Annotated in this window: 27 protein-coding genes; 24 read left to right on the forward strand and 3 right to left on the reverse strand. The window is 40.0% G+C overall.

Going from position 1 to position 24129, the window contains the following annotated elements; genetic code table 11:
• Positions 1-33 precede the first annotated feature (33 nt).
• The 3 genes from BM098_RS05505 to BM098_RS05515 all read left to right on the forward strand — a co-directional run bounded on the left by BM098_RS05505 (position 34) and on the right by BM098_RS05515 (position 3099).
• A complete protein-coding gene (locus BM098_RS05505) occupies positions 34-1167 on the forward strand; it encodes a THUMP domain-containing class I SAM-dependent RNA methyltransferase (RefSeq protein ID WP_089831244.1) in 1134 nt (377 codons plus the stop codon).
• Between the two features lie 11 nt (positions 1168-1178).
• Positions 1179-2675: a carboxypeptidase M32 gene (locus BM098_RS05510; RefSeq protein ID WP_089831246.1), complete on the forward strand. Its 1497-nt coding sequence runs from the start codon at positions 1179-1181 to the stop codon at positions 2673-2675.
• 154 nt (positions 2676-2829) lie between these two features.
• Positions 2830-3099, forward strand: a complete 270-nt coding sequence (locus BM098_RS05515) for a DUF6123 family protein (RefSeq protein WP_089831248.1) — start codon at positions 2830-2832, stop codon at positions 3097-3099.
• Here the strand turns inward: BM098_RS05515 and BM098_RS05520 are convergent.
• Positions 3080-3493 (reverse strand): ribonuclease HI family protein, encoded by a 414-nt coding sequence (locus BM098_RS05520; RefSeq protein ID WP_089831250.1) that lies wholly within the window; start codon positions 3491-3493, stop codon positions 3080-3082. The two genes, BM098_RS05515 and BM098_RS05520, sit on opposite strands and share 20 nt — an antisense overlap.
• Positions 3494-3605: 112 nt before the next feature.
• Complete coding sequence (locus BM098_RS05525) at positions 3606-3806, reverse strand: cold-shock protein (protein WP_089831252.1); 201 nt, start codon at positions 3804-3806, stop codon at positions 3606-3608.
• A 197-nt stretch (positions 3807-4003) separates the two neighbouring features.
• Between BM098_RS05525 and BM098_RS05530 the strand changes: the two genes are divergently transcribed.
• From BM098_RS05530 to BM098_RS05585, 12 genes are all read left to right on the forward strand, one after another.
• Positions 4004-4585: an HD domain-containing protein gene (locus BM098_RS05530; RefSeq protein WP_089831254.1), complete on the forward strand. Its 582-nt coding sequence runs from the start codon at positions 4004-4006 to the stop codon at positions 4583-4585.
• 104 nt (positions 4586-4689) lie between these two features.
• Positions 4690-5646, forward strand: a complete 957-nt coding sequence (locus tag BM098_RS05535; RefSeq protein WP_089831256.1) for a thymidylate synthase — start codon at positions 4690-4692, stop codon at positions 5644-5646.
• 11 nt (positions 5647-5657) lie between these two features.
• Positions 5658-6167 carry a dihydrofolate reductase gene (locus BM098_RS05540; protein ID WP_089831258.1) on the forward strand — a complete coding sequence of 170 codons (510 nt, stop codon included), beginning with the start codon at positions 5658-5660 and terminating at the stop codon, positions 6165-6167.
• 5 nt (positions 6168-6172) lie between these two features.
• Complete coding sequence (locus BM098_RS05545; protein WP_089831259.1) at positions 6173-6394, forward strand: YozE family protein; 222 nt, start codon at positions 6173-6175, stop codon at positions 6392-6394.
• Positions 6395-6459: 65 nt separating this feature from the next.
• Complete coding sequence (locus BM098_RS05550; RefSeq protein WP_089831261.1) at positions 6460-7608, forward strand: exonuclease SbcCD subunit D; 1149 nt, start codon at positions 6460-6462, stop codon at positions 7606-7608.
• A gap of 2 nt (positions 7609-7610) precedes the next feature.
• Positions 7611-10721, forward strand: a complete 3111-nt coding sequence (locus BM098_RS05555; RefSeq protein WP_089831263.1) for an AAA family ATPase — start codon at positions 7611-7613, stop codon at positions 10719-10721.
• Between the two features lie 31 nt (positions 10722-10752).
• Positions 10753-11001 carry a DUF2584 family protein gene (locus BM098_RS05560; protein ID WP_089831265.1) on the forward strand — a complete coding sequence of 83 codons (249 nt, stop codon included), beginning with the start codon at positions 10753-10755 and terminating at the stop codon, positions 10999-11001.
• 163 nt (positions 11002-11164) lie between these two features.
• Complete coding sequence (msrA, locus tag BM098_RS05565) at positions 11165-12124, forward strand: peptide-methionine (S)-S-oxide reductase MsrA (protein WP_373863175.1); 960 nt, start codon at positions 11165-11167, stop codon at positions 12122-12124.
• Positions 12125-12282: 158 nt separating this feature from the next.
• Entirely contained in the window at positions 12283-12771 is a 489-nt protein-coding gene (locus tag BM098_RS05570) for a GNAT family N-acetyltransferase (protein WP_159430121.1), read from the forward strand.
• A gap of 100 nt (positions 12772-12871) precedes the next feature.
• Entirely contained in the window at positions 12872-13081 is a 210-nt protein-coding gene (locus tag BM098_RS05575; protein WP_089831271.1) for a DUF6501 family protein, read from the forward strand.
• An 83-nt stretch (positions 13082-13164) separates the two neighbouring features.
• Positions 13165-13704, forward strand: coding sequence for a histidine phosphatase family protein (locus BM098_RS05580; RefSeq protein ID WP_089831273.1), 540 nt, complete (start codon positions 13165-13167; stop codon positions 13702-13704).
• Between the two features lie 33 nt (positions 13705-13737).
• On the forward strand, positions 13738-13983 hold the full coding sequence (locus BM098_RS05585; protein WP_089831275.1) for an indolepyruvate ferredoxin oxidoreductase subunit alpha: 246 nt from the start codon (positions 13738-13740) through the stop codon (positions 13981-13983).
• A gap of 80 nt (positions 13984-14063) precedes the next feature.
• Here the strand turns inward: BM098_RS05585 and BM098_RS05590 are convergent, their stop codons facing one another.
• Positions 14064-14345: an acylphosphatase gene (locus BM098_RS05590; protein WP_089831277.1), complete on the reverse strand. Its 282-nt coding sequence runs from the start codon at positions 14343-14345 to the stop codon at positions 14064-14066.
• 221 nt (positions 14346-14566) lie between these two features.
• Here BM098_RS05590 and BM098_RS05595 point away from each other — a divergent pair, with 221 nt between their 5' ends.
• The 9 genes from BM098_RS05595 (at position 14567) to yaaA (ending at position 23868) form a co-directional block, all read left to right on the forward strand.
• Positions 14567-15490 carry a peptidase U32 family protein gene (locus BM098_RS05595; RefSeq protein WP_089831279.1) on the forward strand — a complete coding sequence of 308 codons (924 nt, stop codon included), beginning with the start codon at positions 14567-14569 and terminating at the stop codon, positions 15488-15490.
• 15 nt (positions 15491-15505) lie between these two features.
• Positions 15506-16732 (forward strand): peptidase U32 family protein, encoded by a 1227-nt coding sequence (locus BM098_RS05600; protein ID WP_089831281.1) that lies wholly within the window; start codon positions 15506-15508, stop codon positions 16730-16732.
• A 268-nt stretch (positions 16733-17000) separates the two neighbouring features.
• Positions 17001-17837, forward strand: a complete 837-nt coding sequence (locus BM098_RS05605) for a hypothetical protein (protein ID WP_143423377.1) — start codon at positions 17001-17003, stop codon at positions 17835-17837.
• Positions 17838-18147: 310 nt separating this feature from the next.
• A complete protein-coding gene (locus BM098_RS05610; RefSeq protein ID WP_089831285.1) occupies positions 18148-18873 on the forward strand; it encodes a carotenoid biosynthesis protein in 726 nt (241 codons plus the stop codon).
• On the forward strand, positions 18860-19588 hold the full coding sequence (locus tag BM098_RS05615; RefSeq protein ID WP_089831287.1) for a lysophospholipid acyltransferase family protein: 729 nt from the start codon (positions 18860-18862) through the stop codon (positions 19586-19588). The genes BM098_RS05610 and BM098_RS05615 overlap by 14 nt, the downstream gene beginning before the upstream one ends.
• Positions 19585-20700 (forward strand): glycosyltransferase family 2 protein, encoded by a 1116-nt coding sequence (locus BM098_RS05620; RefSeq protein WP_089831289.1) that lies wholly within the window; start codon positions 19585-19587, stop codon positions 20698-20700. The genes BM098_RS05615 and BM098_RS05620 overlap by 4 nt, the downstream gene beginning before the upstream one ends.
• Positions 20697-22163 (forward strand): phytoene desaturase family protein, encoded by a 1467-nt coding sequence (locus BM098_RS05625; protein ID WP_089831291.1) that lies wholly within the window; start codon positions 20697-20699, stop codon positions 22161-22163. Before BM098_RS05620 ends, BM098_RS05625 begins: the two co-directional genes overlap by 4 nt.
• Before the next feature lie 164 nt (positions 22164-22327).
• Positions 22328-22741: a YbaN family protein gene (locus tag BM098_RS05630; RefSeq protein ID WP_089831293.1), complete on the forward strand. Its 414-nt coding sequence runs from the start codon at positions 22328-22330 to the stop codon at positions 22739-22741.
• A gap of 383 nt (positions 22742-23124) precedes the next feature.
• A complete protein-coding gene (yaaA, locus tag BM098_RS05635; RefSeq protein ID WP_089831295.1) occupies positions 23125-23868 on the forward strand; it encodes a peroxide stress protein YaaA in 744 nt (247 codons plus the stop codon).
• Positions 23869-24129 lie beyond the last annotated feature (261 nt).

Raw genomic sequence — 24129 nt, forward strand, 5'->3', positions numbered from 1 at the left:
GGAGGTTTTTTTAATAATAATGAGGTGAATAATATGAAAACAGTACGGTTACTAGCAACAGCTGCGATGGGTCTTGAATCCCTTGTCGCAAGAGAAGTGAAAGACTTAGGCTATACCGATGTGACAGTGGAGAACGGGAAAGTCATGTTTGATGCAGATGTGAGTGCGATTCCACGCTTAAATCTTTGGCTTAGAACAGCAGACCGGGTTAAAGTGATTGTCGGGGAATTTGAGGCGAAAACGTTTGATGATCTGTTCGAACAAACGAAAGCGTTAAACTGGGAAGATTATATTCCTGAAGACGGGGCTTTTCCAGTCATCGGTAAATCGGTGAAATCAAAGCTTTATAGTGTGCCTGATTGTCAGCGGTTAGTGAAAAAAGCGGTCGCTGAGAAATTAAAACAAAAACATGGCGTCGCCATCAACATGCCGGAAACTGGTGCGATGTATAAAATTGAAGTGGCCCTACTAAAAGATAAAGTCACGCTTACCTTGGATTCATCGGGCAGCGGATTGCACAAACGGGGTTACCGGCTTAGACAAGGGGAGGCACCGCTTAAGGAAACACTTGCTGCGGCACTTGTGATGCTAACCAACTGGAAACCTGATTACCCTCTCGTTGATTTATTTTGTGGGTCAGGGACGATTATGATAGAAGCCGCCCTAATTGGACAAAATATTGCGCCCGGTTTTAACCGAGAGTTTGCGAGTGAATCATGGGATTTTATTCCCCAGACTTTATGGGATCAAGCTTTTGATGAGGCGGAAAAATTGGCGAATTATGACCAACCGCTCGACATTACCGGTTCTGATTTAGATCCGAAAATGATTGAAATCGCCAAAGATAATGCGATTGAGGCGGGGCTTAATGATTTGATTACCTTTAAACAAATGCAAGCGCGCGATTTTCATCCGAAAAAAGACAATGGTTATTTGATTACGAACCCACCCTATGGTGAGCGCTTAAATGAGGAAGAGGAAGTTAAACAAATGTATCGTGATTTAGGTAAATCAATGGTACTAAACGCAACGTGGAGCAGTTACGTGTTAACGTCACACGAACAGTTTGAAAAATTATTTGGCATGAAAGCAACGAAAAAACGTAAATTATTTAATGGCTTTATTAAAGTCGATTACTATCAATACTTCGGTAGACACAACAAGTAGGAGGGATGAGAATGACTGTGACTGTTGCGGCATTTAAAGACTATTTAAAGAAAATTAAAAGTTACGAAGAAGCACTAAATTTAATGGCCTGGGACTTGCGGACAATGATTCCTAAAAAAGGCATGGATCAACGTTCGGACGTGATTGGTCAATTATCTGAGACGATTCATACATTAAAAACATCCGATGAGATGAAACAGTTTCTAGAAGAACTGCCTAAGAAAGTCACTGATGATCCGGTCATGAAAAAAATGTTGGACGTATGTCAAAGAGATTATGACCGTGATTCGAAAATTCCAACAGCTGAATATACGGCCTTTGTGACCCTTCGTTCAAAAGCGGAAACGGTCTGGCAAGAAGCACGCGAAAACAATGACTTTTCTTTACTTATGCCATATTTAGAACAACTCGTTGAATATAATCAGCGATTCAGTGACTACTGGGGATATAAAGATAACCGGTATAACGGTTTATTAGACCAGTATGAACCAGGGTTAACGACAGACGTTTTAGATCCTGTATTTGATGAGTTAAAACTAGCACTAGCGACGCTTGTTAAAAAAATTCAACAATCAGAAGTGGAGGTTGATGCGAGTCAGTTGCTTCATTATTTCCCGAAAGACAAGCAACAAGCATTTAGTTTAAGTGTGCTTGATAAGATGGGGTATGATTTTGATGCCGGACGACTAGATGAAACAATTCATCCATTTGCGATTGGTATTAATCAAGGTGACGTACGGGTGACCACGCGTTACGATGAACAAGACTTTAGAACGGCCATATTCGGGACCATTCATGAAGGCGGTCATGCCTTGTATGAACAAAATATTGATGCTGCATTTGCTTTAACACCACTTGCTGAAGGAACATCAATGGGGATTCATGAATCGCAGTCTTTGTTTTGGGAGAATTTCATTGGACGAAGTGAAGCGTTTTGGAAAAGTCAATATAAATCGTTCTTATCGTTTGCACCAGAAGCGTTTCAAACCATTGAACAATCAGACTTTTACCGGGCTATTAATGAAGTAAAGCCGAGTTACATTCGGATTGAAGCGGATGAACTTACTTATAGCTTGCATATTATTATTCGCTACGAGCTAGAAAAGGCACTGATCGACGGGTCGCTTAAAGTCAAAGATTTACCTGAAGCATGGAATGATAAGATGGAGAGTTATTTAGGTATTCGCCCAACAACAGACCGTGAAGGGGTGTTACAAGATATTCACTGGGCAGGGGGAGACTTTGGCTACTTCCCAACATATGCCTTAGGTTATATGTATGCGGCGCAGTTGCATGAAGCCATGGGTAAGGATATTAATATCCCAATGATGATTCAAACGAATGATTTTGAACCGATGAAAGAATGGTTAACCGAACACGTTCATCGTCATGGACGAATGAAACAACCGTTAGAGATTATTACTGACGTCACCGGTGAAGGATTAAATCCTGATTATTTAGTTAACTACTTAACGGATAAATATCAAGCCATTTATCAATTTGATTAACTAATGAAGCCCCTCACCTTAACAGATGCGTGTTGAGGGGAGGGGCTTCAAAATAGAAAGAAAACAATAAAAAGAACATTTGTTCTTGTAACCTCGTGCGGGCTATTCTATAATAAAAGCAAGACGAATCCGCAAGATAAAGGTGGTAGAGTAGATGGTAGGGCAATTAGAATCGTATTTGGATCATTTGTATGCCAAAGGCTTTAAGTTGTCAGCATCAGATATTAAATTTATTTATTTTGGTAAACAAATCACAGCGGCGAGTGATTATACTGTTCGCTTAGCCATTGAATACACGTTAAAACTAACATTTGGCTTTGATGGGTCTTTTTTTGTAAATTTACTAGAACATCTCGATGAACAACAGCTTACCAAAAGACATGAAGTCGAAGCTTACTTGAAAGTTAAGAACATGATTGAATAACGGTTGACTCTGTTTGTAAACCGGTGCGTGCTAACGTATCCGCTCGTTTATTGTCTTTATCAGAAATCCACTTGATGAACACGTGCGGAAAATGGGTGATCAGTTCCGCGATTTTGTTATAATAACTTAAAAAAGCAGGGTTTTTTGTATAGGCTTTTTCAATCGTATCCACGACAATTTTTGAATCGGAACGAATGGAGAGAATCTCGTCTGAATAGTCATGCTTTAATGTAACAAGTGCAAAGTAAAGGGCGTGAAACTCCGCTTCATGATTGGTTTTCTCACCAATAAAGGTATAGCCCTCAAGACAAACCTGCTTATTTTTTGCGACAAAACTTGCCGCACTCTTACCGTTTTCACCAAGGGTGGCCCCGTCAATATATACTTCTAACATGCTGATCCCTCTTTATCTAATGGCATTTTTAATCTATGTTAAAGGTGCAAATAATGTGTCATCTATCAGACGAAAAAGCGATGAGCAACAGTCACCGCTTTAAAGAAGAGGTTTAGTTTTTTGTGACGTTAACCGCCTGAGGACCACGGTCAGCTTCAATGATATCAAAAGCAACAGATTGGCCTTCCGCTAACGTTTTGAAACCTTCTTCTTGAATGGCAGAATAGTGGACGAAAATATCATCGCCTTCTTCAAGCTGGATGAAACCGTAGCCTTTTTCTGCGTTAAACCACTTGACAATACCGTTTTGCATGGCGTATGCGCCTCCTCAATCTTATAAAATTAAGCTTTAAAAAAATCATTAAACATAGAAAAAGCCAATACCTGTGTCAGATATACGACACGTGCATTGACATACATAAATCTGACTTTTTCTTTAAGCTTTGCAAAAATGATAGCGCATTTATTGGAAAAAGTCAAGCGTAATACAATGGAGCATAGGAGGAAAATATGAATAAACAATCCGTAATATCAACCCTTAAAAAACATATGCATGACCGCTTTTCTAATGACACATCCGGTCACAATTATGACCATATGATCCGGGTCAGTAACATGAGTACGTACATCGCAAGGCAAGAAGGGCTCGATCCATTTTTGCCAGAAGTGATTGCTCTTTGTCATGATTATTATGATGACAAGTTAGTCCAAGACCCAGCAAAAAGTAAACAAGAACTTATAACATTTTTAAAACAAATCGGTTTTGATAATGATACGATTGACGTCATTATTACCGCAATTGGTGTCATCTCCTTCAGGCACAACAAACAAGCCACAACGTTGCTGCAACAAGTTGTAAAAGATAGTGACCGACTTGATGCGATTGGGGCGATTGGCATTATTCGGACGATTCAATACGGCACAACGCACAACCGGCCGGTCGATGAGACGATGCAGCACTTTGATGATAAGTTGTTTCGCTTAAAAGACTTGCTTCATACGAAAACAGCACAACGTATTGCTAGCGAGCGGCACCAATTAATGCGAGATTTTTATGATGCTTATTATTATGAGCGGGATCTTTTAAAGTGATTGACCGAACGTGGCTTTTAAATGAACTTATTATCAATGCTACTATTAAGAGGAGCTTTCATGTATAATAGTGTCTAGCAAATTCTTAAATAAGGGGTTTTAACATGTCCGTCAATGAACAACAATACTTAGATTTATGTCGCCATGTGCTAGCAGATGGCGAAAAAAAGTCCGACCGAACCAATACCGGTACATATTCTGTTTTTGGTGCGCAAATGCGCTTTGATTTAGCGGAAGGGTTTCCGCTCTTAACGACGAAGAAAGTAAATATTAGATTGATTGTCTCAGAATTATTATGGTTTATTCATGGTGATACGAATATTCGTTACTTACTACAGCACAACAACAACATCTGGAATGAATGGGCGTTTAAGCGCTGGGTTGAAAGCAACGATTATACTGGCCCTGATATGACGGATTTCGGTAACCGTTCCCTTGTAGATGCTGGCTTTAACACCCTGTATAAAGAACAAATGGCGATTTTTAAACAACGGATTTTAGAAGATGATGCATTTATGGCCCAATACGGTGACTTAGGACCGGTATACGGCAAGCAATGGCGTCACTGGCAAACGTCCCGTGGGGAGACGATTGATCAGTTAAAAGATGTGATCGAGAGCTTAAAAACAAACCCTGATTCACGCCGTCATATTGTCACGGCCTGGAACCCAGAAGATGTCCCGAGTAATATGGCGTTACCACCGTGCCATGCACTGTTTCAGTTTTACGTGGCAAATGGCAAGTTAAGCTGTCAGCTTTACCAGCGCAGTGCGGATATCTTTTTAGGGGTTCCCTTTAATATTGCTAGCTACAGCCTGCTTGTCCACTTGATCGCTAATGAAGTAGGGCTTGAGGTTGGGGAGTTTATTCATACGTTGGGCGATGCCCATATTTATCAGAATCACTTAACGCAAGTGGAAGAACAACTCTCACGAGAGATGTATAACTTGCCTGAGATTCATATAACAGAAGGTAAATCTTTATTCGATTTAACGGTTGATGACATTACGCTCGTTGGTTATGAGTCACATCCACCGATTAAAGCACCGATTGCTGTTTAGGAGGACTTATCATGATTAGTTTAATTGCTGCACACGCAAAAGACTTTGTGATTGGAAAAGATAACTGGATGCCGTGGGACCTTCCACGCGACCTACAATTTTTTAAAGAAAAAACGATAGGAAAAACGATTGTGATGGGACGAAAAACCTTTGAAAGTTTTAAAAAGCCGTTAAAAGACCGTCACCATATTGTGTTAACGAGACAAGAAGACTTTAGCTATCCAGGTGTTGAGGTCTATCGCGATATTGAACGTTTAAAACAAGACTTAAAAGCGCGTAAAGATGAAGTGATGGTCATCGGTGGTGGTGAGATTTATAAACAATGCCTTCCGGTGGCGGACCGGTTATATATCACTTACATCGATGCTGCATTTGAAGGTGATACCTACTTTCCTGATTACACCGAATTAGGGTTTGTGGAAACGTCAAAAACACAAGGTGTGAAAGATGGCGATAACCCTTATGATTACTATTTTATTCAATTTGATCGAGATAAGCCGACTAAAACGTTGAAGGGGTGAAACAAATGGGTAAAAGTTTTTATGAATACATGATGCGTTACCGCGGAATGAAACAGATGACAAATGAAAAGCGATTGGCTGATTGGATGTTTGAAGATCATGATTTTCCAAAGCAATCAGAGAAATATGATGAAGTGAGTCGCTATTTAGAATGGAATCTACCGTTTACCGAAGTGATGAGTGTGTTTGATGCGCTCTGGTATGATTATTTAGAGACGCGTCGCTAATATAAAAAAAGAGCTGGATGGATTCTTTCAGCTCTTTTTTTCAATTTAACTATAGAGGTGAAAAGATGAAAATTCTCCATACCGCCGATTGGCATTTAGGTAAGATTGTGAACGCTGTCCATATGACCGATGACCAAGCGTATGTGCTTGATCAATTATTTGAGATCATTGATAGTGAACAACCGGACTGCGTCGTCATTTCTGGTGATATTTATGACCGATCCATTCCACCAAAAGACGCGGTTGGTTTATTTGACCGTACGATTACGAAACTGAGTAGAGATTATAATTTCCCTGTCCTTGTCACATCAGGTAATCATGACAGTCCGGACCGCCTACAATTTGGCCGGGCATTATTTCGGGATAATCAGTTATATTTTGAGACGAAATTAACCGCTATCATTGAACAGGTGACGCTTCAAGATGATTATGGTCCCGTGACGTTTCATTTGATTCCATTTTTTGAACCAAATGAAGTTCGCTATCACTTTCAGATCGATGCGATGTTAACGCACCATGAGGCGATGGAAGTTGTCGTTCAATCGATTCGAGACCGCGTTGATTTATCTGAGCGCCATGTTATTTTAGCCCATGCGTTTATCGCAGGTGGCATGGAAACTGACTCAGAGGAGCGCCTATCAATGATTGGCGGGAGCCCGTATGTCGATCAGTCTGTCTTTGACGGGTTTGATTATGTTGCCTTAGGTCACTTACACCAACCCCAACAAGTCAAACGACTCAATGTACAGTATAGCGGATCACTATTAAAATATTCCTTCTCGGAAGCTCGGCATAAAAAGTCGGTCACGGTCGTTAACTTAGCTGAAAAAAATAATGTTACACTTGAGCGGCGTTTACTTAAACCTAAGCGCGACTTGCGTATCGTAGAAGGTAAATTTCATGACCTTTTAACCAAAACAGAGGCCAGTGATGATTATCTCCTCGTCCGTTTAGATGACACGGAAGAAGTGATTGATCCAATGTCGGAGTTGCGCAAAAAGTTTCCAAATATTTTACGTCTCGAGTATAAACGGACACATCGTGACGTAGCCTTGGATGAGCTTGATCAAACACCGGTGACAGAACGGATGAGTGATGATGCCTTATTCGAACATTTCTATCAAGAGATGACGGGTGAGACAATGACGGATACTGAGCGGACCTTATTGGCAGAGGGACTTGCTCATATCAAAAAACACGAGAGGGGGCGCTAAGTTTGCGGACACTTGAATTAGAATTCCAAGCTTTTGGACCTTATAAACAGAAGCAAACATTAGATTTTACTGAGCTCGGGGCGGAGTCGCTGTTTCTTATTACCGGGCCGACAGGTGCAGGAAAAACAACAATTTTTGATGCCATTTGTTTTAGTTTATACGGAAAAGCCAGCGGGACGGACCGTGATCATGATACGTTAAGAAGTGATTTTAGTGGTCATGACACCGAAACGTTTGTGCGGTTTACTTTTTCGGTTAAAGATGCGACGTACCGTGTGTTAAGAAAACCGAAACAATGGGTGCCAAAACGTCGTGGTGAAGGATTAAAAGAAGAACCCGCCACCGCCACATTAGAAACATTTACTGATGGGGCATTTGTTGTGACGGACTCGAAAATTAATGAAGTCAATGATCATATTAAAACCATTCTTGGTCTTGATTACGATCAATTCTTAAAAATGATCATGATCCCACAAGGTGAATTCCGCCGGTTAATCAGTGAAAACTCACAAGAACGGGAACAAATCTTACAAAAGCTATTTCAAACCGGGAAGTATGCTGCTTTACAAGACTACTTTAAAGACAAAGTGAAAGACCAAGCGCAGCAGTTAACCAATTTACAACAAAGTCTACAATTCGAGTGGCAACGTATTCCTTGGGAAACTGAGGTTGAGATTGATCAATTAACGACGACAGAATTATTAGAACGACTAGAAACAAAAATAACGGAGACAAAACAACAGATCGAAGATAATGAGATGAAACAAACCGAGCTTAAACAAACGCTCAATCAAAAAAACACCACCCTTCAGCATCAATCACAATTACTTGAAGCGTTTCATGCGTATGAAACAAAACAACAAGAACGCACGCGTTTGTTAGAAAAAGAACCAGCGATCACCAAAAAGCGACAGACACTCGAAGCAGCGGAAAAAGCGGTGACGCTTGACTATTATTATCAAGATTATCAAAGTCGTAAAAAAGAAGTTGATGATAAAGCAGCTGAACGCGAGTCAACCCTTAAAGAACAAACACGTGTAGCGGAGGCATTCGGTGAGCAACAAGCCGAGTTTGATCGCTTACACCAACAAGTTGATAACTTTGCATCGGTAAAGGATGAATTAAAACAAGCCGAACAACAGCTACAAGACTGGCAAACCTATGAAAAAAAGATGGCTAACTTAAAAAAACAAGGCAATCACTTGCGTGAACTGACCGCAACGTATGAAGAGAAAAAGGCAAGCTTAGCTACCTTACAGACGTCGATAAAAGAAAAAGAAACGGTGCTAAATACCCGCCATGAAATAGAGGCGAGCTACTTAAAAGCGGTGAGAGAGCAAGAAAAACAAGAGGCGGCTCTTAAAAAGTTAGCGGAGGCAAAAACAGCGGCCGAAACACTCACGACCTTAAGGGCAGCCTATAAGGATGAACAGACCAAGCTTAAGTCATTTGAAGTAGCTGTTGAAATGGCAAAGCAACAAGAAATAGAAACTGATAGACGCTTTCGCGATGGGTACGCTTACCGGCTTAAAGAAGCGCTAGCTAGCGGTGAACCTTGCCCTGTTTGTGGTTCGACTAATCATCCAGGCACAGAACACACACCAGTAGCGCTTGTGTCTGATGCAGTATTAGAAGCGGTTAAGGCTGACCGTGAACAAAAAGAACGCACGTTAAGACAAAAACAAGCGGATGTCGCGGAATTAAAATTAAAAGGCACGTACCAACGAGAAAAAGTTGACACCTTACTAAAAGATCTCTCAGTGGACCTTACGTCGACGCCTGAGGTGTCAACACTACAAGCGTGGATTAAGGAACGTGACGCTGAGCTGTCGGACATAAACCAAGCAGTTAAACGTTATGAGGAAAAAAAGCGCTATCTCAATGAACTCGCACTCACGCTGGATAAAGAAACAAAGCAATACCGTCACCTAGAAACGGAATTACTCGCACGCTCAGAGACAATCACAACAGAAAAAGCCACCTATCAGAAGCTTGAAACCGAGTCTGAGTTGTTACAACAACGCTTACCCACAGACAAGCTGACGTTCAATCAATTTGAAGCCGAGTTTAAAGACAAACAAACACAAGTCAAAATATTTGAGGCGGCATACGAACAAGCTGATAAGGATAGACGCAAGCTTGAAACTAAAAAACAGACGTTAGACACAGAACTAAGTAGTCTTGACCGTTACTTAACGGAACTACGTAACAAAGAAACCGAACGACAGACAGCGTTTCAACAACAATTAATGGACTCAGCCTTTGACAGTGAGGCAGCTTTTTTAACGGCACGTCAACCAAGTGATGTCAGAGAAAAATTAAAACGTGAGATCCAAACCTTTGACGAGGCCAAACAAACGCTAACGGTCCACCTTAACACTTTAACTGAGCGCATCGCTGATCAAGAAAAACCAGAAATTGCCCCGCTTAAAGCGGAACTTTTAGCACTTGATGAGCGTTATAACACCCGCGTTAAAGAAACAACGCGTCTGGAAGAATCACTTACGTTAATGAAAGGTGTCAAAAATAAGGTAAACCAACAGTTAGATACGATTAAAAGAGCTGAACAACAGTATCAGACAATCAAAAAGATTGCTGACTTAAGTCGCGGGGATAACCATCTGAAGTTGTCATTTGAACGATTTGTCTTATCAAGCTTCTTAGATGATATTTTAGTGAAAGCAAATCAGCGGTTGGTTGAATTAACCGATTACCGTTATCAGCTTAGACGTAGTCATGAAATCGCTAAACGCGGGGCCCAAAGTGGCTTAGACCTAGAGGTGATTGATCACCATACGTCAAAAGTACGATCAGTAAAAACATTATCTGGCGGGGAAGGATTTAAAGCTTCGCTTAGTTTAGCACTTGGTATGGCTGATGTGGTCCAAGCTTATAGCGGTGGCATTCAGCTGGATACGTTATTTATTGATGAAGGGTTTGGCACGTTAGACGATGTATCGTTAGAACAAGCCATTAACACCTTAAAAGGACTGAGTCAGAAAAATCGCATTTTAGGAATAATTTCGCACGTCCCACAACTAAAAGAAGAAATTTATGCTAAACTAGAAATAACCACATCACCCAACGGGTCTGATGCGGCCTTTAGCTTTTAAATGATTGATTCAATAGAAATGAGGGATTTATATGAGTATGCCATTATCGTTAGAATGGACATTAGTAACGGAAGGAAAAGAGCGTCGACAAGAAGATGAAGATAATCACTTTACGTTAACGCTTGAAGGGTATCGTTTATATCCGCTGCATGAACGGATTGAAATTAGACGACACCAAACATCTGACCAAATCGGTTTTGGGGAAATTAAATCATTAACCTTTACAGAAAATAAAACCGAGATCCTTTATCAATTAGTCTCACTTTATAGTGTGAATTAAGTCACGTACAACCCGTCATGTCAACAAAGGTTATTCCCTATCTTTTTCTAGGGAGTAACCTTTGTTTAGTAATGATCCCGTTGTTTGTTGCCATATTGATAAACACGAAGCATAAGAGTTGATTGGCAGCACCTTTCACCGTACACTGTAATTAAAAGGTGGGATGAAGATGACAAATCAAATCGCAACATTCGCAGGGGGTTGTTTCTGGTGTATGGTAGAGCCATTCGATGAACAGCCCGGTATTGAAAAAATTATCTCTGGCTATACGGGGGGACATACCGAAAATCCAACGTATGAGGAAGTCTGTTCTGACACAACCGGTCACGTTGAAGCGGTTCAAATTACGTATGACCCAGAGGTATTTCCGTATGAGAAACTGTTAGACTTGTTCTGGCGTCAAATTGATCCAACCGATGATGGGGGACAATTCCATGACCGCGGGGAGTCCTATCGAACCGCTATTTTTTATCATAATGATGAACAAAAAAAATTAGCGGAACAGTCTAAGCAACAACTGAATGATACGGGAATCTTTAAACAACCGGTGGTGACGGAGATCAGAAGAGCGTTTACCTTTTATCCGGCAGAAGACAAACATCAAGATTATTATAAAAATCATCGCTTCCATTATCGTCTATATAAAAAAGGTTCAGGGCGTGCGGACTTCATGAATAAAACGTGGCATCAACAACCGAATAAAACGGAACTAAAACAACGGTTGAGCGATATGGCGTATCACGTTACCCAAGAGAACGGGACAGAACCCCCATTTAAAAATGCCTATCACGATAACAAGGAAGACGGTATTTATGTTGATATCGTTAGTGGCGAACCACTGTTTTCAACAACCGATCAATACGATGCCGGTTGTGGGTGGCCAAGCTTTACTCGTCCTGTTAGTCGTGAACGACTTGAAGAGAAGATGGACACAAGTCACGGTATGCGCCGAATTGAAATACGGTCTAAACAAGCCGATTCGCACTTAGGGCACGTATTTGATGATGGACCAAAAGACCAAGGGGGCAGTCGCTATTGCATTAATTCAGCGGCCTTGCGGTTTATAAAGAAAGAAGATTTAGAGACAGAAGGTTACGGCGAATACGTGCGTCTTTTTGAGTAAGCACGCTTAAGCTAAATAGTTAACCAATATCACCGACTCAAGTCGCATGTGTGACTTGAGTCGGTGATATTTTCTTACATAGAGTAAAAGGACGAACGCCAGGTAAAGGTCCAGACTTTTTTTAAAAAACAGCTGTTTTAAAGATGGAGGTACTCAATATGACAAAGATTAGACAAGCGAATGAAGCAGATATTCCAGCGATTCAACAAATTGCAACGGAGAGTTGGCATCATACATATCAAGACCTAATGCCACTTAAAATTATCAACCAATGTGTCGAGACGTTTTATCAAGAAGACGTGCTGATAAAACGGATAGCCGACCGTTGTGTCCTCGTTGCTAGTGAGGATCAGGTGATTAAAGGCTTTTTAGATGCGTCAGAAAATCTCCAAGATGCCCACCTTTATGCTTTATACATTAAACCAGGTGCTACCCGTCAAGGGATTGGATCGCGTCTTTTTTATGACTATATCAATCGCGAACACCCTCAGTCATTGACTGTAGACGTTGAAAAAGGAAACGAAAAGGCTGGGCGTTTTTATCAAAAACATAACTTTAAGTATGAGGCAACGTTTGTTGATGAGGTCTTTAATTATCCACTACAAACCGAGCGCTACATTTTAATGTTTAGGGTAAGTGGTGATTAACGGCTATTTGAATTAAAAAACGGCGAGAATTAACTTATCTTTTTTCTCTAAACGTGATAAACTAGAACAGAAGTTTATTGAGACAAAGGAGAGACGGCTTGTGATTCATAAAGATTGGGAACAGCGAGAGACGATTAAAAAGATTCGTTGTGTTCATGCAGATGCAAAGAAGTTTGTCGTTGACACGATGTTAACACCTGGAAAAGAATATGAAGTGAAAAATGAAACGGATGAATTTTATTTCATCATTGATAACTCCAATCGCATTGGTGGATTTAGAAAAGAATATTTTTCTGAAAAAAATGACTAAAGGTGGTTTTCTAGGTTCAATTTAAGGTAATAGTTTAGGTAAGAACGTTTTTAATGATACTAGCCTCAGGGGGAGATGGTCACATGAAACAACTGATACTTATTCGACATTGCCACGCAGAAGGTAAGCATAAAGATTCACCGCTGACGAATTTAGGTGTGAATCAAGCGCGTCGCTTGGCGGAATACTTAGAAACAGAAGGACTTAAACCAGAAAAGTTGGTATCAAGTCCGTATATGCGTGCGGTAGAAACGGTACGTCCTTATGCGAGACAACATCATCTTGAGGTGATAAAAGATACACGCCTCCAAGAACAAGTATTAAGTGATCAACCCGTTGATGATTATATCGGCGTCGTACAAGCATCTTTTAATGATCCGGATTATAAGCTCCCGGGCGGAGAATCCGCAAAAGATGCCCTTTGTCGGTTTAAGCAGGTCATTGATGAGTATAGTGAAGAAAACGCGCCACTTTTAGTGGTGACGCATGGTCATTTACTCGCCCTTTACCTAAATGAAATTAACCCGGATTTTGACTTTAAAGATTGGCAAGTACTAAAGAATCCTGACGTGTTTATTATCCATATTGATGGCGATCATCAAGAATTAAAACACGTGTGGTAATATATTGCGTACACATTAAGAGGAGGAAAATAAATGGCTTTTGTAATTACATCGGCATGTATTGATGAAAAAGCAGGCGAATGTCAAGAAGTGTGTCCTGTTGATTGTATCGAAGAAGGAAAAGATATGTACTACATCGACCCGGATATTTGTATAGATTGCGGGGCGTGTGAAGCGGTCTGTCCTGTAGATGCGATTTTCATGGAAGATGAAGTACCAGAATCAGAACATGACTATATCGCACTTAACCGCCGTTTCTTTGAAGAAAATGAAGGATAACATAAAAGGATCGTAAGCTATGTGCTTACGACCCTTTTTTAATAGAAAAATTTAGTTTATTGATTGAGCCTGATTTTTCGTTAATACGCCGTCCTAAACCGGTTGTAACCGACTAGTTCTTCACTCACTTCAATATCGACATCGGTTACTTTCGCAGAAGGACTGATGCCACTTTTTAATTCATCAATAAGTTGGTAGACTTTACTCGCTTCCCCTTCAATTTCTGTTTCAACTGTGCCATCAGATAAGTTTTTCACATAACCAAACACACCAATCTCATTTGCTTTTATTTCAGCCATGTAGCGGAAACCAACGCCTTGAACGCGGCCATGAACAATGACGTGTGCATGTAGCTTTCCCATAAAAACACTCCTTTCCTTACCGGCGTCACTTAAATATTTGTTTTCTGCAGTTATATAAATGTAATACCCGCTCAACATAGCGATAAAACGATGAGAATCGTTGCAACCGCTTAAATATAGTATTCATAATAAAAAGTACGTTTAAGTGTGATAAAAGTCACATCATTTTTATGTGAAACCTTTATAATTATCCTTAGACTGTATTTTTAGAGGTGACAAACATGACAAACTATCAACCAGAATTACAAGCGACCGCTAAAGACATGGATGAATTAAAACGTGTTTTAACAGCAGGTGCTGACGCCGTCTTTGTTGGGCATCAACAATTCGGTAACCGCGTCGCGGGTGATTTTACATTAGAAGAAATCGAAGCGGCCACAAACTTTGCCAAGCCGCTCAATAAGAAGGTTTATGTGATGGTCAATGCCATCTATCATAATGATCATTTACGTGATTTGCCTGAGTACTTAACCGCGTTACAAACGATGGGTGTCGACGGCATTGTCGCAGGTGACCAAGCGATTTTTCAAATCATTCAGGATTTAGCGTTTGACTTACCACTGATTTGGAACCCAGCTACACTTTCAACGAACTATCAAACACTTAACTTTTGGCATAGACGCGGCGCAACGCGGGCAGCATTATCGAATGAATTACGCTTAGATGCCTCGATCGAAATTAAAGCGAAAGTCGACTGTTTGATTGATATTCAAGTCCACGGGATGAGCTGTATTTTCCAGTCTAAACGTAAACTCGTGAAGAACTATTATGACCATATTGAACGCGACTATGAACCAGAAGTTAAGCGTTTCATTAAAGAAGACCGTAAATCAGAAACACATTATCCAATCTTTGAAGATATGAACGGGACGCATATTATGAGTACATCTGACTTAATGATGATTGATCATTTAGATGAGATTTTAGCTGGTCAAATTGATGGGCTAAAAATTGAAGGTATTTTAAAATCTACCGATTATAATGAACAGATTGTCGCGATTTACCGTGAAGCGATTGACACATGTCTAGAAGACAAAGCAGCTTATCAAATGAAAAAAGCGCGCTTCAAACAAGCCATCTTTAATATTCAACCGAAAGACCGACAACTTGACACCGGTTTTTATTTCAAAGAACAGATTTATTAAAAAGGGGTAAAGGCGATGGAAAACACAAGACGAAAACCAGAACTACTTGCACCAGCAGGTAACTTAGAAAAGTTAAAATTTGCGATTCATTACGGTGCCGATGCCGTTTATATCGGCGGGAAACAATTTGGCCTCCGTTCAAACGCGGGTAACTTTACCTTTGATGAAATGCGTGAAGGGGTTGAATTCGCGGAAAAATACGGTTCAAAAGTCTATGTAGCAACAAATATTATTGCACATGATGAGAACTTAGAAGGCGCACATGAATACTTTAAGACACTTTATGAGGTCGGGGTTCATGCGGTCATCGTCGCAGACCCAGCACTTATTCAGGCTTGTCGTGAAGCGGCACCGGACTTAGAAGTGCATATTTCAACCCAAGCGTCGATTGCGAACTGGAAAACAGCTGAATTTTGGAAAAATGAAGGCGTTCCACGGGTCGTACTTGCACGTGAAGTATCAGTTGATGAGATTCGCGAAATGAAAGAAAAAGTCGATATTGAAATCGAAGCGTTCATTCACGGGGCCATGTGTATTTCATACTCAGGCCGTTGCGTGTTATCTAATCATATGACCGCACGTGATGCCAACCGCGGTGGCTGTGCCCAGTCTTGTCGCTGGAAATATGATTTATTTGAAGATGGTACAAATAATACGACAGAAGTGTCGGATGAAGCAGATGAAATGTATACGATGAGTTCACAAGATTTAAGTATGGTTGAACATTTACCCGACTTAATTGAAGCGGGTGTGGATTCACTAAAAATTGAAGGACGAATGAAGTCGATTCACTACGTTGCGACAGTCGTAAACGTCTATCGTAAAATCATTGATACCTATTTCGAAGACCCAGAAAATTATGAACTAGACCCAGCTTGGGTGGATGAGATTTGGAAGGCCGCACAGCGCAATCTAACGACCGCCTTTTATTATCATGAACCAACGCATAAAGATCAGTTATATGGTAAGCCAGAGCGCTTACCAAAATATGATTTTGCGGGACTTGTGTTAGATTACGATCAAGACACACAAATCGCCACGATTCAACAACGTAATAACTTTGGTGTTGGTGATGAAGTTGAATTCTTTGGACCGAACTTCACTCACTTTAAACAGACAATCACTGAAGTGTACGATGATAAAGGTGAAGCGATTGACCGGGCGAAGCATGCGATGATGATCACTAAAGTCAAAGTTGACCAGCCGGTAGAGTATCTTAATATGATGCGCAAACAAAAATAAAAATACTTTTTAAGCATACGATGACATCACTGTTGTCGTGTGCTTTTTCATTTTGAGGAAAGAAAAATCATTAAAGGTATTGTGAGAACAAACTAAATACTTTTTTGTATCTCAATGATTAGACATTTAAATCGCTTAGTTTGGAATGTTTTCTAATAATTTGAAAAAAGTGTTGATAATCGTCATGTAAATTGATACGTTAGTATATAATGTTAAACATTATATTAGGTGAGTTTCGTTTGAAAAATCATCAGACTGATGTGAAAGAATGAAGGATAATAGAGAGAAGCTTATTGTGTTGTTATTCATTGTTGGTCTCGTTGTGGTCATGACCTTTGGCTTTAGCATCATCAATAGTGTCAATCAGACACATCAACAGTTAAATAACGAGGTTCAATTTTTACACCAACTCGTTAGAGACATGGAATATAATATCTCAGAGACAATCAATCGTGACTTAGAAGAAGCAGGTAGTGATATTCATTCAGTGGACGTTCAATACTTATCGGCTGAACCTGACAGTCAAGAGGTCACCGCCGATATCTTTGTGACGTTAAAAGAAACGAATCCTGATGCGACGTATGCGCTAAAGACAATTGATATACAGTCGCAAGAGCACAAGCATCACCTATTAACTTATGTAAGTGGCACAACCTATAAAGTCGCGTTATCACTTCCGGTAACGAACAATTATACATTCAATGTCACTGAAGAAAAAGCAGATGGGGCAAAAAGACTAATGTCGACGGATGAAAGTGATTTGCCGATACGTGATGAACTGTCGTATGATCGCATTAACCTGATGCAGCATCATATCGGTTTAGATAGCGGAGAGTTTATGGCTGGATTTGATCTGAATATAACAGATTATCAGTTAGATGCGTTTGGCCTCCAACATGTCACTATTGAAGTCTGGCACGACGGTAATCAAGTCGTTAATCAAGACATTACGGACCAGTTAACGAGAGAACCTTCACACGAGATGGAAGAATATTATACTGGAGCATCTATGAGTGATGACGCCTACTATTATGATGATGGCACTATAGAGAGCAAAATGTATCGGATTACTTCTATAACGGGAGTTTTCGCGTGGATGGTTTAAGAGACGTTAGTTTAGATCACATTGTTGTACACGTTAAGGTGGAAACGCATGACGGTGTAATCGAGCACTTTGCGCTTACGTATTAATGAGCGTCTTTACTGAAACATTAATGAATATATTTGTCTACACGTCATAAAATAAGCGGCTGGGGAAATCAATTATTCTCCGTCGCTTATTTTTCATGACGGATTTGTACGTCATGAGTACCACTCGCTCTTAACGGACAAAAGGGAGGGATTAAAAGGCACTATAAAAGGGTATAGAAGCATGTAACTTAGACGTTTTTATACATAATAGGGAGTGGAAGCATATGAAAAGAAAACCCATACTCTTACCTGTTTTTTTAGTGTGGTATACGATTGGTGTTATTCTGCAAGTCTTTTTTACCGTACCTGATGCGCTCGCTTTTTCGAAGCCATTATTTCTCATCTTTTACTCGGTCAGTCTCATCGAGTTGATTTGGATATTTGAACAAAAAGGCAAGGCGTTACTGGTTGGGAGTGCTATTGTAGGTGTCGTAACATTTTTTATTGAAGTGCTTAGTGTCGAGACGGGTTTTCCGTTCGGGGAATATGATTATACTTCCGTACTCGGTCCGCTCGTGTTAGGTGTACCGTTTACGATTGCCCTAGCTTGGGTGGGGGTGTTATTAAATAGCTTGTTGATGGCGAGTCAAACAAGCAAATGGCGGCGGGCGATTGAGACGGGTATATGGGTTGTGATAATTGATTTGATTTTAGATCCGGTCGCGATCTTCGAATCATTTTGGACGTGGTATAACCCAGGGACCGTTCATTACTTCAATATTCCCATTACGAATTTTGTTAGTTGGTTTGTGATTGGGGCAGGACTTAGTCTACTATTCCCACTGTACGAGCGTCCAAGACCATTAGCCCGAACGAATACGTTGATTTTTGAGCTGATGTTGTTGATGTTTGGTTTGTTGTCGTTGAAGCATGACGAGATTGTCGTCTTTGGCTTAAGTGTTCTTTTTATCCTATTAGCTGAAGGGAAATACCGTTATGATTACCGCTAAACATGTTTCCCTGTTTAAGTCGGTGTTCTATCGCTATCTTAAGTATTATTTATTGAAGAAGCAGTTCGGGAAAATTGTTGTACATGGTCAGTTAACGCCAGTAGAAAAGCCAGTGTTGTATTTGATTAATCACAGTTCTTGGTGGGATGGTTTGATTTTATTTTATTTAGTTGAAACGTTAACGAAACAAAATCATTATGTGATGATGGATGAAACCGGACTGAAACGTTACCCGTTTTTCCGTAAATGCGGGGCGTTTAGTCTGAATAAATCAAAGCCCCGGTCATTAGTCGAGACGTTTCAGTATATGGATCAACTCATGACGCAGCAACAGCCTATTTGGGTGTTCCCTCAAGGAAAGGTCGAACACCAAGAAGCGGTACCATTTGTTTTTGAACCAGGACTTGGTCGCATCATGACATTAAAAGAACACGTCCATGTCGTACCCGTCACATTACAATATGTCTTCTTAGAAGAACAAAAACCAGTGGTATCGGTTATGATTGGTGAAGCTCTCATCACTAATAAAAAGGACAAATCGAAGCGAGAATATCTAAAACAAGCTGAGGCATTGATGACGAAGCAATACAGGATTCAAAAACAGATGATGATTGATGATCCTCACTTTTATAAAGCTCCCACATGGCAGTCAATCCTGAAGTCTTCGCGCTCAACGAGTGATTGGTTAGATGCCTTTAAGAGGACAAAGCGATGACAACGGCTATTGGTCTCATTATCATCATTCAAGTCATTCAATTATGGTTTGTTGTGGTCAATCTGCGTTATTTTTTACCACCTGAAAAAATCGTGAGTGCGAACGTACCTTTAGATGACTTACCGACGATCAGTGTCCTTATCCCTGCGCGGGATGAGGAAGATAATATTAAAGCGTGTATAGAATCCGTCTATAATCAATCAATCCTTCCACTTGACGTACTCGTATTAAATGATCACTCAGTGGATAGGACTAGTAAAATCTTAACGGACTTACAATCCGTCTATCCTACTCTTAAGGTCTATGAAGGTAGAGAACTACCAGAAGGCTGGCTAGGAAAGAGTTTTGCCTGTCATCAATTAGCAGAACGAGTACAAGGCGATTGGTTCTTACTATTAGATGCGGATGTGCGACTCATGCCGATGGCGATTGAAAGCATTTTACCGGTGTTAAAGGCACAGAAAACAGGCATGATTTCAGGTTTTCCGAAACAACATGTGGTCACTTTAGCTGAAAAGTTGATGGTGCCGATGATGTTGTTTACCGTGCTCATGCACTTGCCACTTAAGTACGTGACGCAATCGCATAAGCCGAGATTGGCGGCAGCACATGGTGGCTTTATCGCGATTGAAAAAAATAGTTATCAAAAAGCTGGGGCCCATGAAGCGATTAGAACGTCGTTATTAGATGATATGTCACTGATGAAAAAACAAAAAGCACTGAATCAACCGGTTCGCCTACTAAAAGTAGACCCATTCGTTCAGATGCGTATGTATCATTCTTTTCAATCCGTCTGGCTGGGGTTTCAAAAGAATATGTTTAGCCTTTTCAATAAGAAAGTAGGCTATATGTTAGGGTTGATGAGCTATTATACGGTGCTGTTTCTTTTACCGTTTTGTTTCCTTCCATGGGTAGATGTTAGATATGTTTTATTCAGTTACGGTTTGATGGTTTTAACGAAGCTAGTCATTGACTGGAGAAACGCAGTGCCTAAATGGCTGAGTTTCTTTATACCCATTAGCATTCTATTTATGATCGGTATCGGTGTCGATTCAATGTATAAAAGCCTCACGCACCGAGGTTACATCTGGAAAGGAAGGCGATATCAATGAAAGACTGTTTAGTCATTGGCGCAGGGTTAGGCGGTTTATCAGCTGCCATAAGGTTAGCACATGCAGGTTACAACGTGACGATTCTAGAAAAAAACGAGGAAGCAGGAGGGAAACTACGTCCTATTACCTTAGGGCCTTATCAGTTTGATTTAGGTCCAAGTACCATTACGTTAAAACACGTATTTGACATGGTCTTTCAATCTGTTGGACGAAAGCCTGAAGATTATCTTGATTTTTATCCGATTGACAGCGGAACGAGAAACTTTTTCTCACCGGATGTTCACTTAGATTTTTCTCGTGATGAAGCGGCAGTGAAAAAACAAATCGCTGAATTTAGTAGACACGATGCCGATAACTATGAGGCATTTTTAGAAGAGGCAAAGCGCCTCTATGACATCAGTCATCGGCAGTTTTTTAGTCAACTGATGTATCCACTTACGACGCAATTATCACCGTCATTGATCAAAGATTTTATTAAAATCAAGCCGTTTAAAACGTTAGCATCATTACTAGATGACTACTTTGAGCATCCTTATACGAAGAAGATGTTTTTACGCTATGCGACCTACGTTGGCTCAAGCCCTTACCAATCACCGATGATATTCGCCATGATGGCACATTTAGAAGGCTCACAAGGTATTTGGGGTGTAAGAGGGGGCACATACGCCATTGTCGATGCGTTTGTCCGTCTAGGAGAAGAACTTGGCGTTGTCATTAAATACAATCAAAACGTGACGAAGATTCGAAAGAAACATGACCGTGTCATAGGTGTTGAGGTAGGAGATATCTTCTATGATAGTGATGTTGTCATTGTGAACGCCGATGCGTTAACGGTCTATCAGACGTTTATGTCACACCATCCACTGAGTTATGCATTACGTAAAAAAGACGTGTCATTGTCAGGATTTGTTTGGCTTGTTGGGATCAATCAGACATACGATGTCTTAAAACATCATAATGTCTATTTCCCAGTAGACTATACACAAGAGTTTGAAGCCATCTTTGACGATTTAGATGTGCCTGAAACACCGACGATTTATATTTGTCAGTCGAGTGTGTCAGAACCTGAGCGCGCGACACCTGGTGGAGGCAATCTTTTCATCTTAATCAATGCGCCCCATCTTTCAGACAAGTTAGTCTGGAATGAGGCAACCATACGTGAGATGAAGCGGCGCATCATCCAGCAACTTGAACATTTTGGTCTTACACAGTTAGAAGAGCGGATAGAAGAAGAGTTTTTCTATACACCGAAGGATTTGATGGAGCGGACAGCGGCCTATAAGGGCGCCATTTACGGTATGAGTTCAAATAGTGTTTCACAAGCATTTTTCAAAGTAGAGAACCGTGATCCTATCTATCGTAATCTTTACTTTACCGGTGGTTCAACTCATCCAGGTGGAGGCACACCGATGGTCACCTTATCAGGGCAGTTAGTGGCAGCGGATATTATTAAAAAGATGTAGCAACGAACCATTTTATGTATCTAGTGGGATTAGTTGTATATCCCATCTTGTTTTTAACCTATCTAAACATGAAAAAGGTGAACCAATGAAGTCATTCATGGTTTACTTTTTTCATGTTTTCGTTATATGATGAGATAAGGTTAAATACTGAAGGGGTTTTTTTCATGACACGCCATAAACTATTAAAGGTTAGTTATATCATCATCGGATCTTTTTCACTGGCTTTAGGGACGATTGGGATCTTTCTCCCGGTCTTACCGACGACGCCATTTTTACTGCTCACGGCTTATTTCTATTTAAGAAGTTCAGAGCGACTGTATCACTGGCTCCTTCATCATAAAGTCTTCGGTAAGTACATTCACGACTATATCAAATACCGCAGCATTCCGTTAAAGACGAAAATATTAGCACTTGTGCTTCTTTGGCCGTCCATTATTGTGACACTTTTTTTCATTCCACTCTTTCCAGTGAAAGTGATGCTTGTCTTAATCGCCTCAATAGTCACCGTGTATATCGTAAGGCTGAAGACGAGAGTAGAGGGACAGAGTATCGAAGAGTCGGTGTGCGTAAATGAATAAAAATTACTGATTATAACTAAGACAAAAAGCCTTTCCGACACTGTAACGTGCAGGAAAGGCTTTTTGCATATTGATTTTATTTATGTTAAAAGATTGTGTTATAATTGTAAAAAACGAACCTCGAAAATTACATATTCAGCCACAAATCATTAATTCTGAAGCTTTGCCATGGGTGAATAGCGCGATTACGAAGCCTTAATTTTTATTACTACGAGGTTTTAGAGCTATGTTGAATTGAATGATTCCAAAACTTAATGATTTTAATTTAGCGAGTGACATTAGTTTTAGAGCTATGCTGAATTGAATGATTCCAAAACGTTTTAGAGCTGTGTTGAATTGAGTGGTTTATAATAAAAAAGAATTAAACAGGGAAGGGGAGCAGTATGCGAATAATTATCTCACCAGCAAAGAAAATGAAAGTAGATACCGATGCCTTTACACATGAACAATACCCACAGTTTTTAGATCAAACAAAAGAGCTGTTAACGTATTTACAAACACTTAGTTATGAAAAGTTAAAAAAGATTTGGAAAGCTAGTGACAAAATATCGACAGAAAATTATGAACGTATTCAACATATGGATCTAGCATCAAATTTAACACCGGCAATTTTATCGTATGAAGGCATTCAATATCAACATATGGGGCCAGATGTGTTTGAACAGCAACAATTTGATTACTTACAAGAGCATTTGAGGATTCTTTCGGGTTTTTATGGCATCTTAAGACCATTTGATGGTGTGACGCCATATCGGCTTGAAATGCAAGCGAAACTGCATGACGATACCTATAAATCTGTGTATCATTTTTGGTCAGATCAATTAGCAAAACAGTTATTTAGTGAGACGGATACCATTATTAATTTAGCTTCTAAAGAATACAGTCAAACAATTACGAAATATAACGAATCAGCGCGAATTATTACGTGTGTATTTGGTGAATTAAAAGATGATAAAGTTAAAGAAAAAGGCACATTAGTAAAGATGTCGCGTGGTGAAATGGTTAGATTTTTAGCTGAGAATCAGATAACGGATGTTGAAAAGATTAAAGCATTTGATCGCTTAAACTTTAGCTTCAGCAAAGAACATTCATCAGCTGACACGTTTGTATTTATTAAACAAGACTGATCAATACGCGTATATGATTTAGTTAAAAGTTCATGAAACTAACGGATTTTGCTGTGGGTCTAAAAAACTTAAAAATTTCAATTTCGTCTCACTATCTTGAGTATACTTTACTTATGAGATGTGAGATGGTTCTTTTAGTTCAACTTCCTATAATATATATTATGTTAACTAGATTGTTTGCGAATATTTTAAGTAACGTTTTGATTTGAATATATCTCCTTTTGCGTTTACGGACCTGCTTATACATAATCTCACTGAATT

This window comes from Halolactibacillus halophilus, from assembly GCF_900115605.1.
Taxonomy (GTDB): domain Bacteria; phylum Bacillota; class Bacilli; order Bacillales; family Amphibacillaceae; genus Halolactibacillus; species Halolactibacillus halophilus.

Excerpts from the sequence above, each read along its gene's own strand:
- BM098_RS05570 (WP_159430121.1), top strand. The coding sequence starts at position 12,283 with ATGACAAAGATTAGACAAGCGAATGAAGCAGATATTCCAGCGATTCAA.
- BM098_RS05630 (WP_089831293.1), top strand. The coding sequence starts at position 22,328 with ATGACACGCCATAAACTATTAAAGGTTAGTTATATCATCATCGGATCT.
- BM098_RS05520 (WP_089831250.1), bottom strand. The coding sequence starts at position 3,493 with ATGTTAGAAGTATATATTGACGGGGCCACCCTTGGTGAAAACGGTAAG.
- BM098_RS05620 (WP_089831289.1), top strand. The coding sequence starts at position 19,585 with ATGACAACGGCTATTGGTCTCATTATCATCATTCAAGTCATTCAATTA.
- BM098_RS05510 (WP_089831246.1), top strand. The coding sequence starts at position 1,179 with ATGACTGTGACTGTTGCGGCATTTAAAGACTATTTAAAGAAAATTAAA.
- BM098_RS05525 (WP_089831252.1), bottom strand. The coding sequence starts at position 3,806 with ATGCAAAACGGTATTGTCAAGTGGTTTAACGCAGAAAAAGGCTACGGT.
- BM098_RS05535 (WP_089831256.1), top strand. The coding sequence starts at position 4,690 with ATGTCCGTCAATGAACAACAATACTTAGATTTATGTCGCCATGTGCTA.
- msrA (WP_373863175.1), top strand. The coding sequence starts at position 11,165 with ATGAAGATGACAAATCAAATCGCAACATTCGCAGGGGGTTGTTTCTGG.
- BM098_RS05505 (WP_089831244.1), top strand. The coding sequence starts at position 34 with ATGAAAACAGTACGGTTACTAGCAACAGCTGCGATGGGTCTTGAATCC.
- BM098_RS05595 (WP_089831279.1), top strand. The coding sequence starts at position 14,567 with ATGACAAACTATCAACCAGAATTACAAGCGACCGCTAAAGACATGGAT.
- BM098_RS05540 (WP_089831258.1), top strand. The coding sequence starts at position 5,658 with ATGATTAGTTTAATTGCTGCACACGCAAAAGACTTTGTGATTGGAAAA.
- BM098_RS05515 (WP_089831248.1), top strand. The coding sequence starts at position 2,830 with ATGGTAGGGCAATTAGAATCGTATTTGGATCATTTGTATGCCAAAGGC.
- BM098_RS05530 (WP_089831254.1), top strand. The coding sequence starts at position 4,004 with ATGAATAAACAATCCGTAATATCAACCCTTAAAAAACATATGCATGAC.
- BM098_RS05600 (WP_089831281.1), top strand. The coding sequence starts at position 15,506 with ATGGAAAACACAAGACGAAAACCAGAACTACTTGCACCAGCAGGTAAC.
- BM098_RS05560 (WP_089831265.1), top strand. The coding sequence starts at position 10,753 with ATGAGTATGCCATTATCGTTAGAATGGACATTAGTAACGGAAGGAAAA.
- BM098_RS05590 (WP_089831277.1), bottom strand. The coding sequence starts at position 14,345 with ATGGGAAAGCTACATGCACACGTCATTGTTCATGGCCGCGTTCAAGGC.
- BM098_RS05615 (WP_089831287.1), top strand. The coding sequence starts at position 18,860 with ATGATTACCGCTAAACATGTTTCCCTGTTTAAGTCGGTGTTCTATCGC.
- yaaA (WP_089831295.1), top strand. The coding sequence starts at position 23,125 with ATGCGAATAATTATCTCACCAGCAAAGAAAATGAAAGTAGATACCGAT.
- BM098_RS05610 (WP_089831285.1), top strand. The coding sequence starts at position 18,148 with ATGAAAAGAAAACCCATACTCTTACCTGTTTTTTTAGTGTGGTATACG.
- BM098_RS05625 (WP_089831291.1), top strand. The coding sequence starts at position 20,697 with ATGAAAGACTGTTTAGTCATTGGCGCAGGGTTAGGCGGTTTATCAGCT.
- BM098_RS05580 (WP_089831273.1), top strand. The coding sequence starts at position 13,165 with ATGAAACAACTGATACTTATTCGACATTGCCACGCAGAAGGTAAGCAT.
- BM098_RS05605 (WP_143423377.1), top strand. The coding sequence starts at position 17,001 with ATGAAGGATAATAGAGAGAAGCTTATTGTGTTGTTATTCATTGTTGGT.
- BM098_RS05545 (WP_089831259.1), top strand. The coding sequence starts at position 6,173 with ATGGGTAAAAGTTTTTATGAATACATGATGCGTTACCGCGGAATGAAA.
- BM098_RS05585 (WP_089831275.1), top strand. The coding sequence starts at position 13,738 with ATGGCTTTTGTAATTACATCGGCATGTATTGATGAAAAAGCAGGCGAA.
- BM098_RS05550 (WP_089831261.1), top strand. The coding sequence starts at position 6,460 with ATGAAAATTCTCCATACCGCCGATTGGCATTTAGGTAAGATTGTGAAC.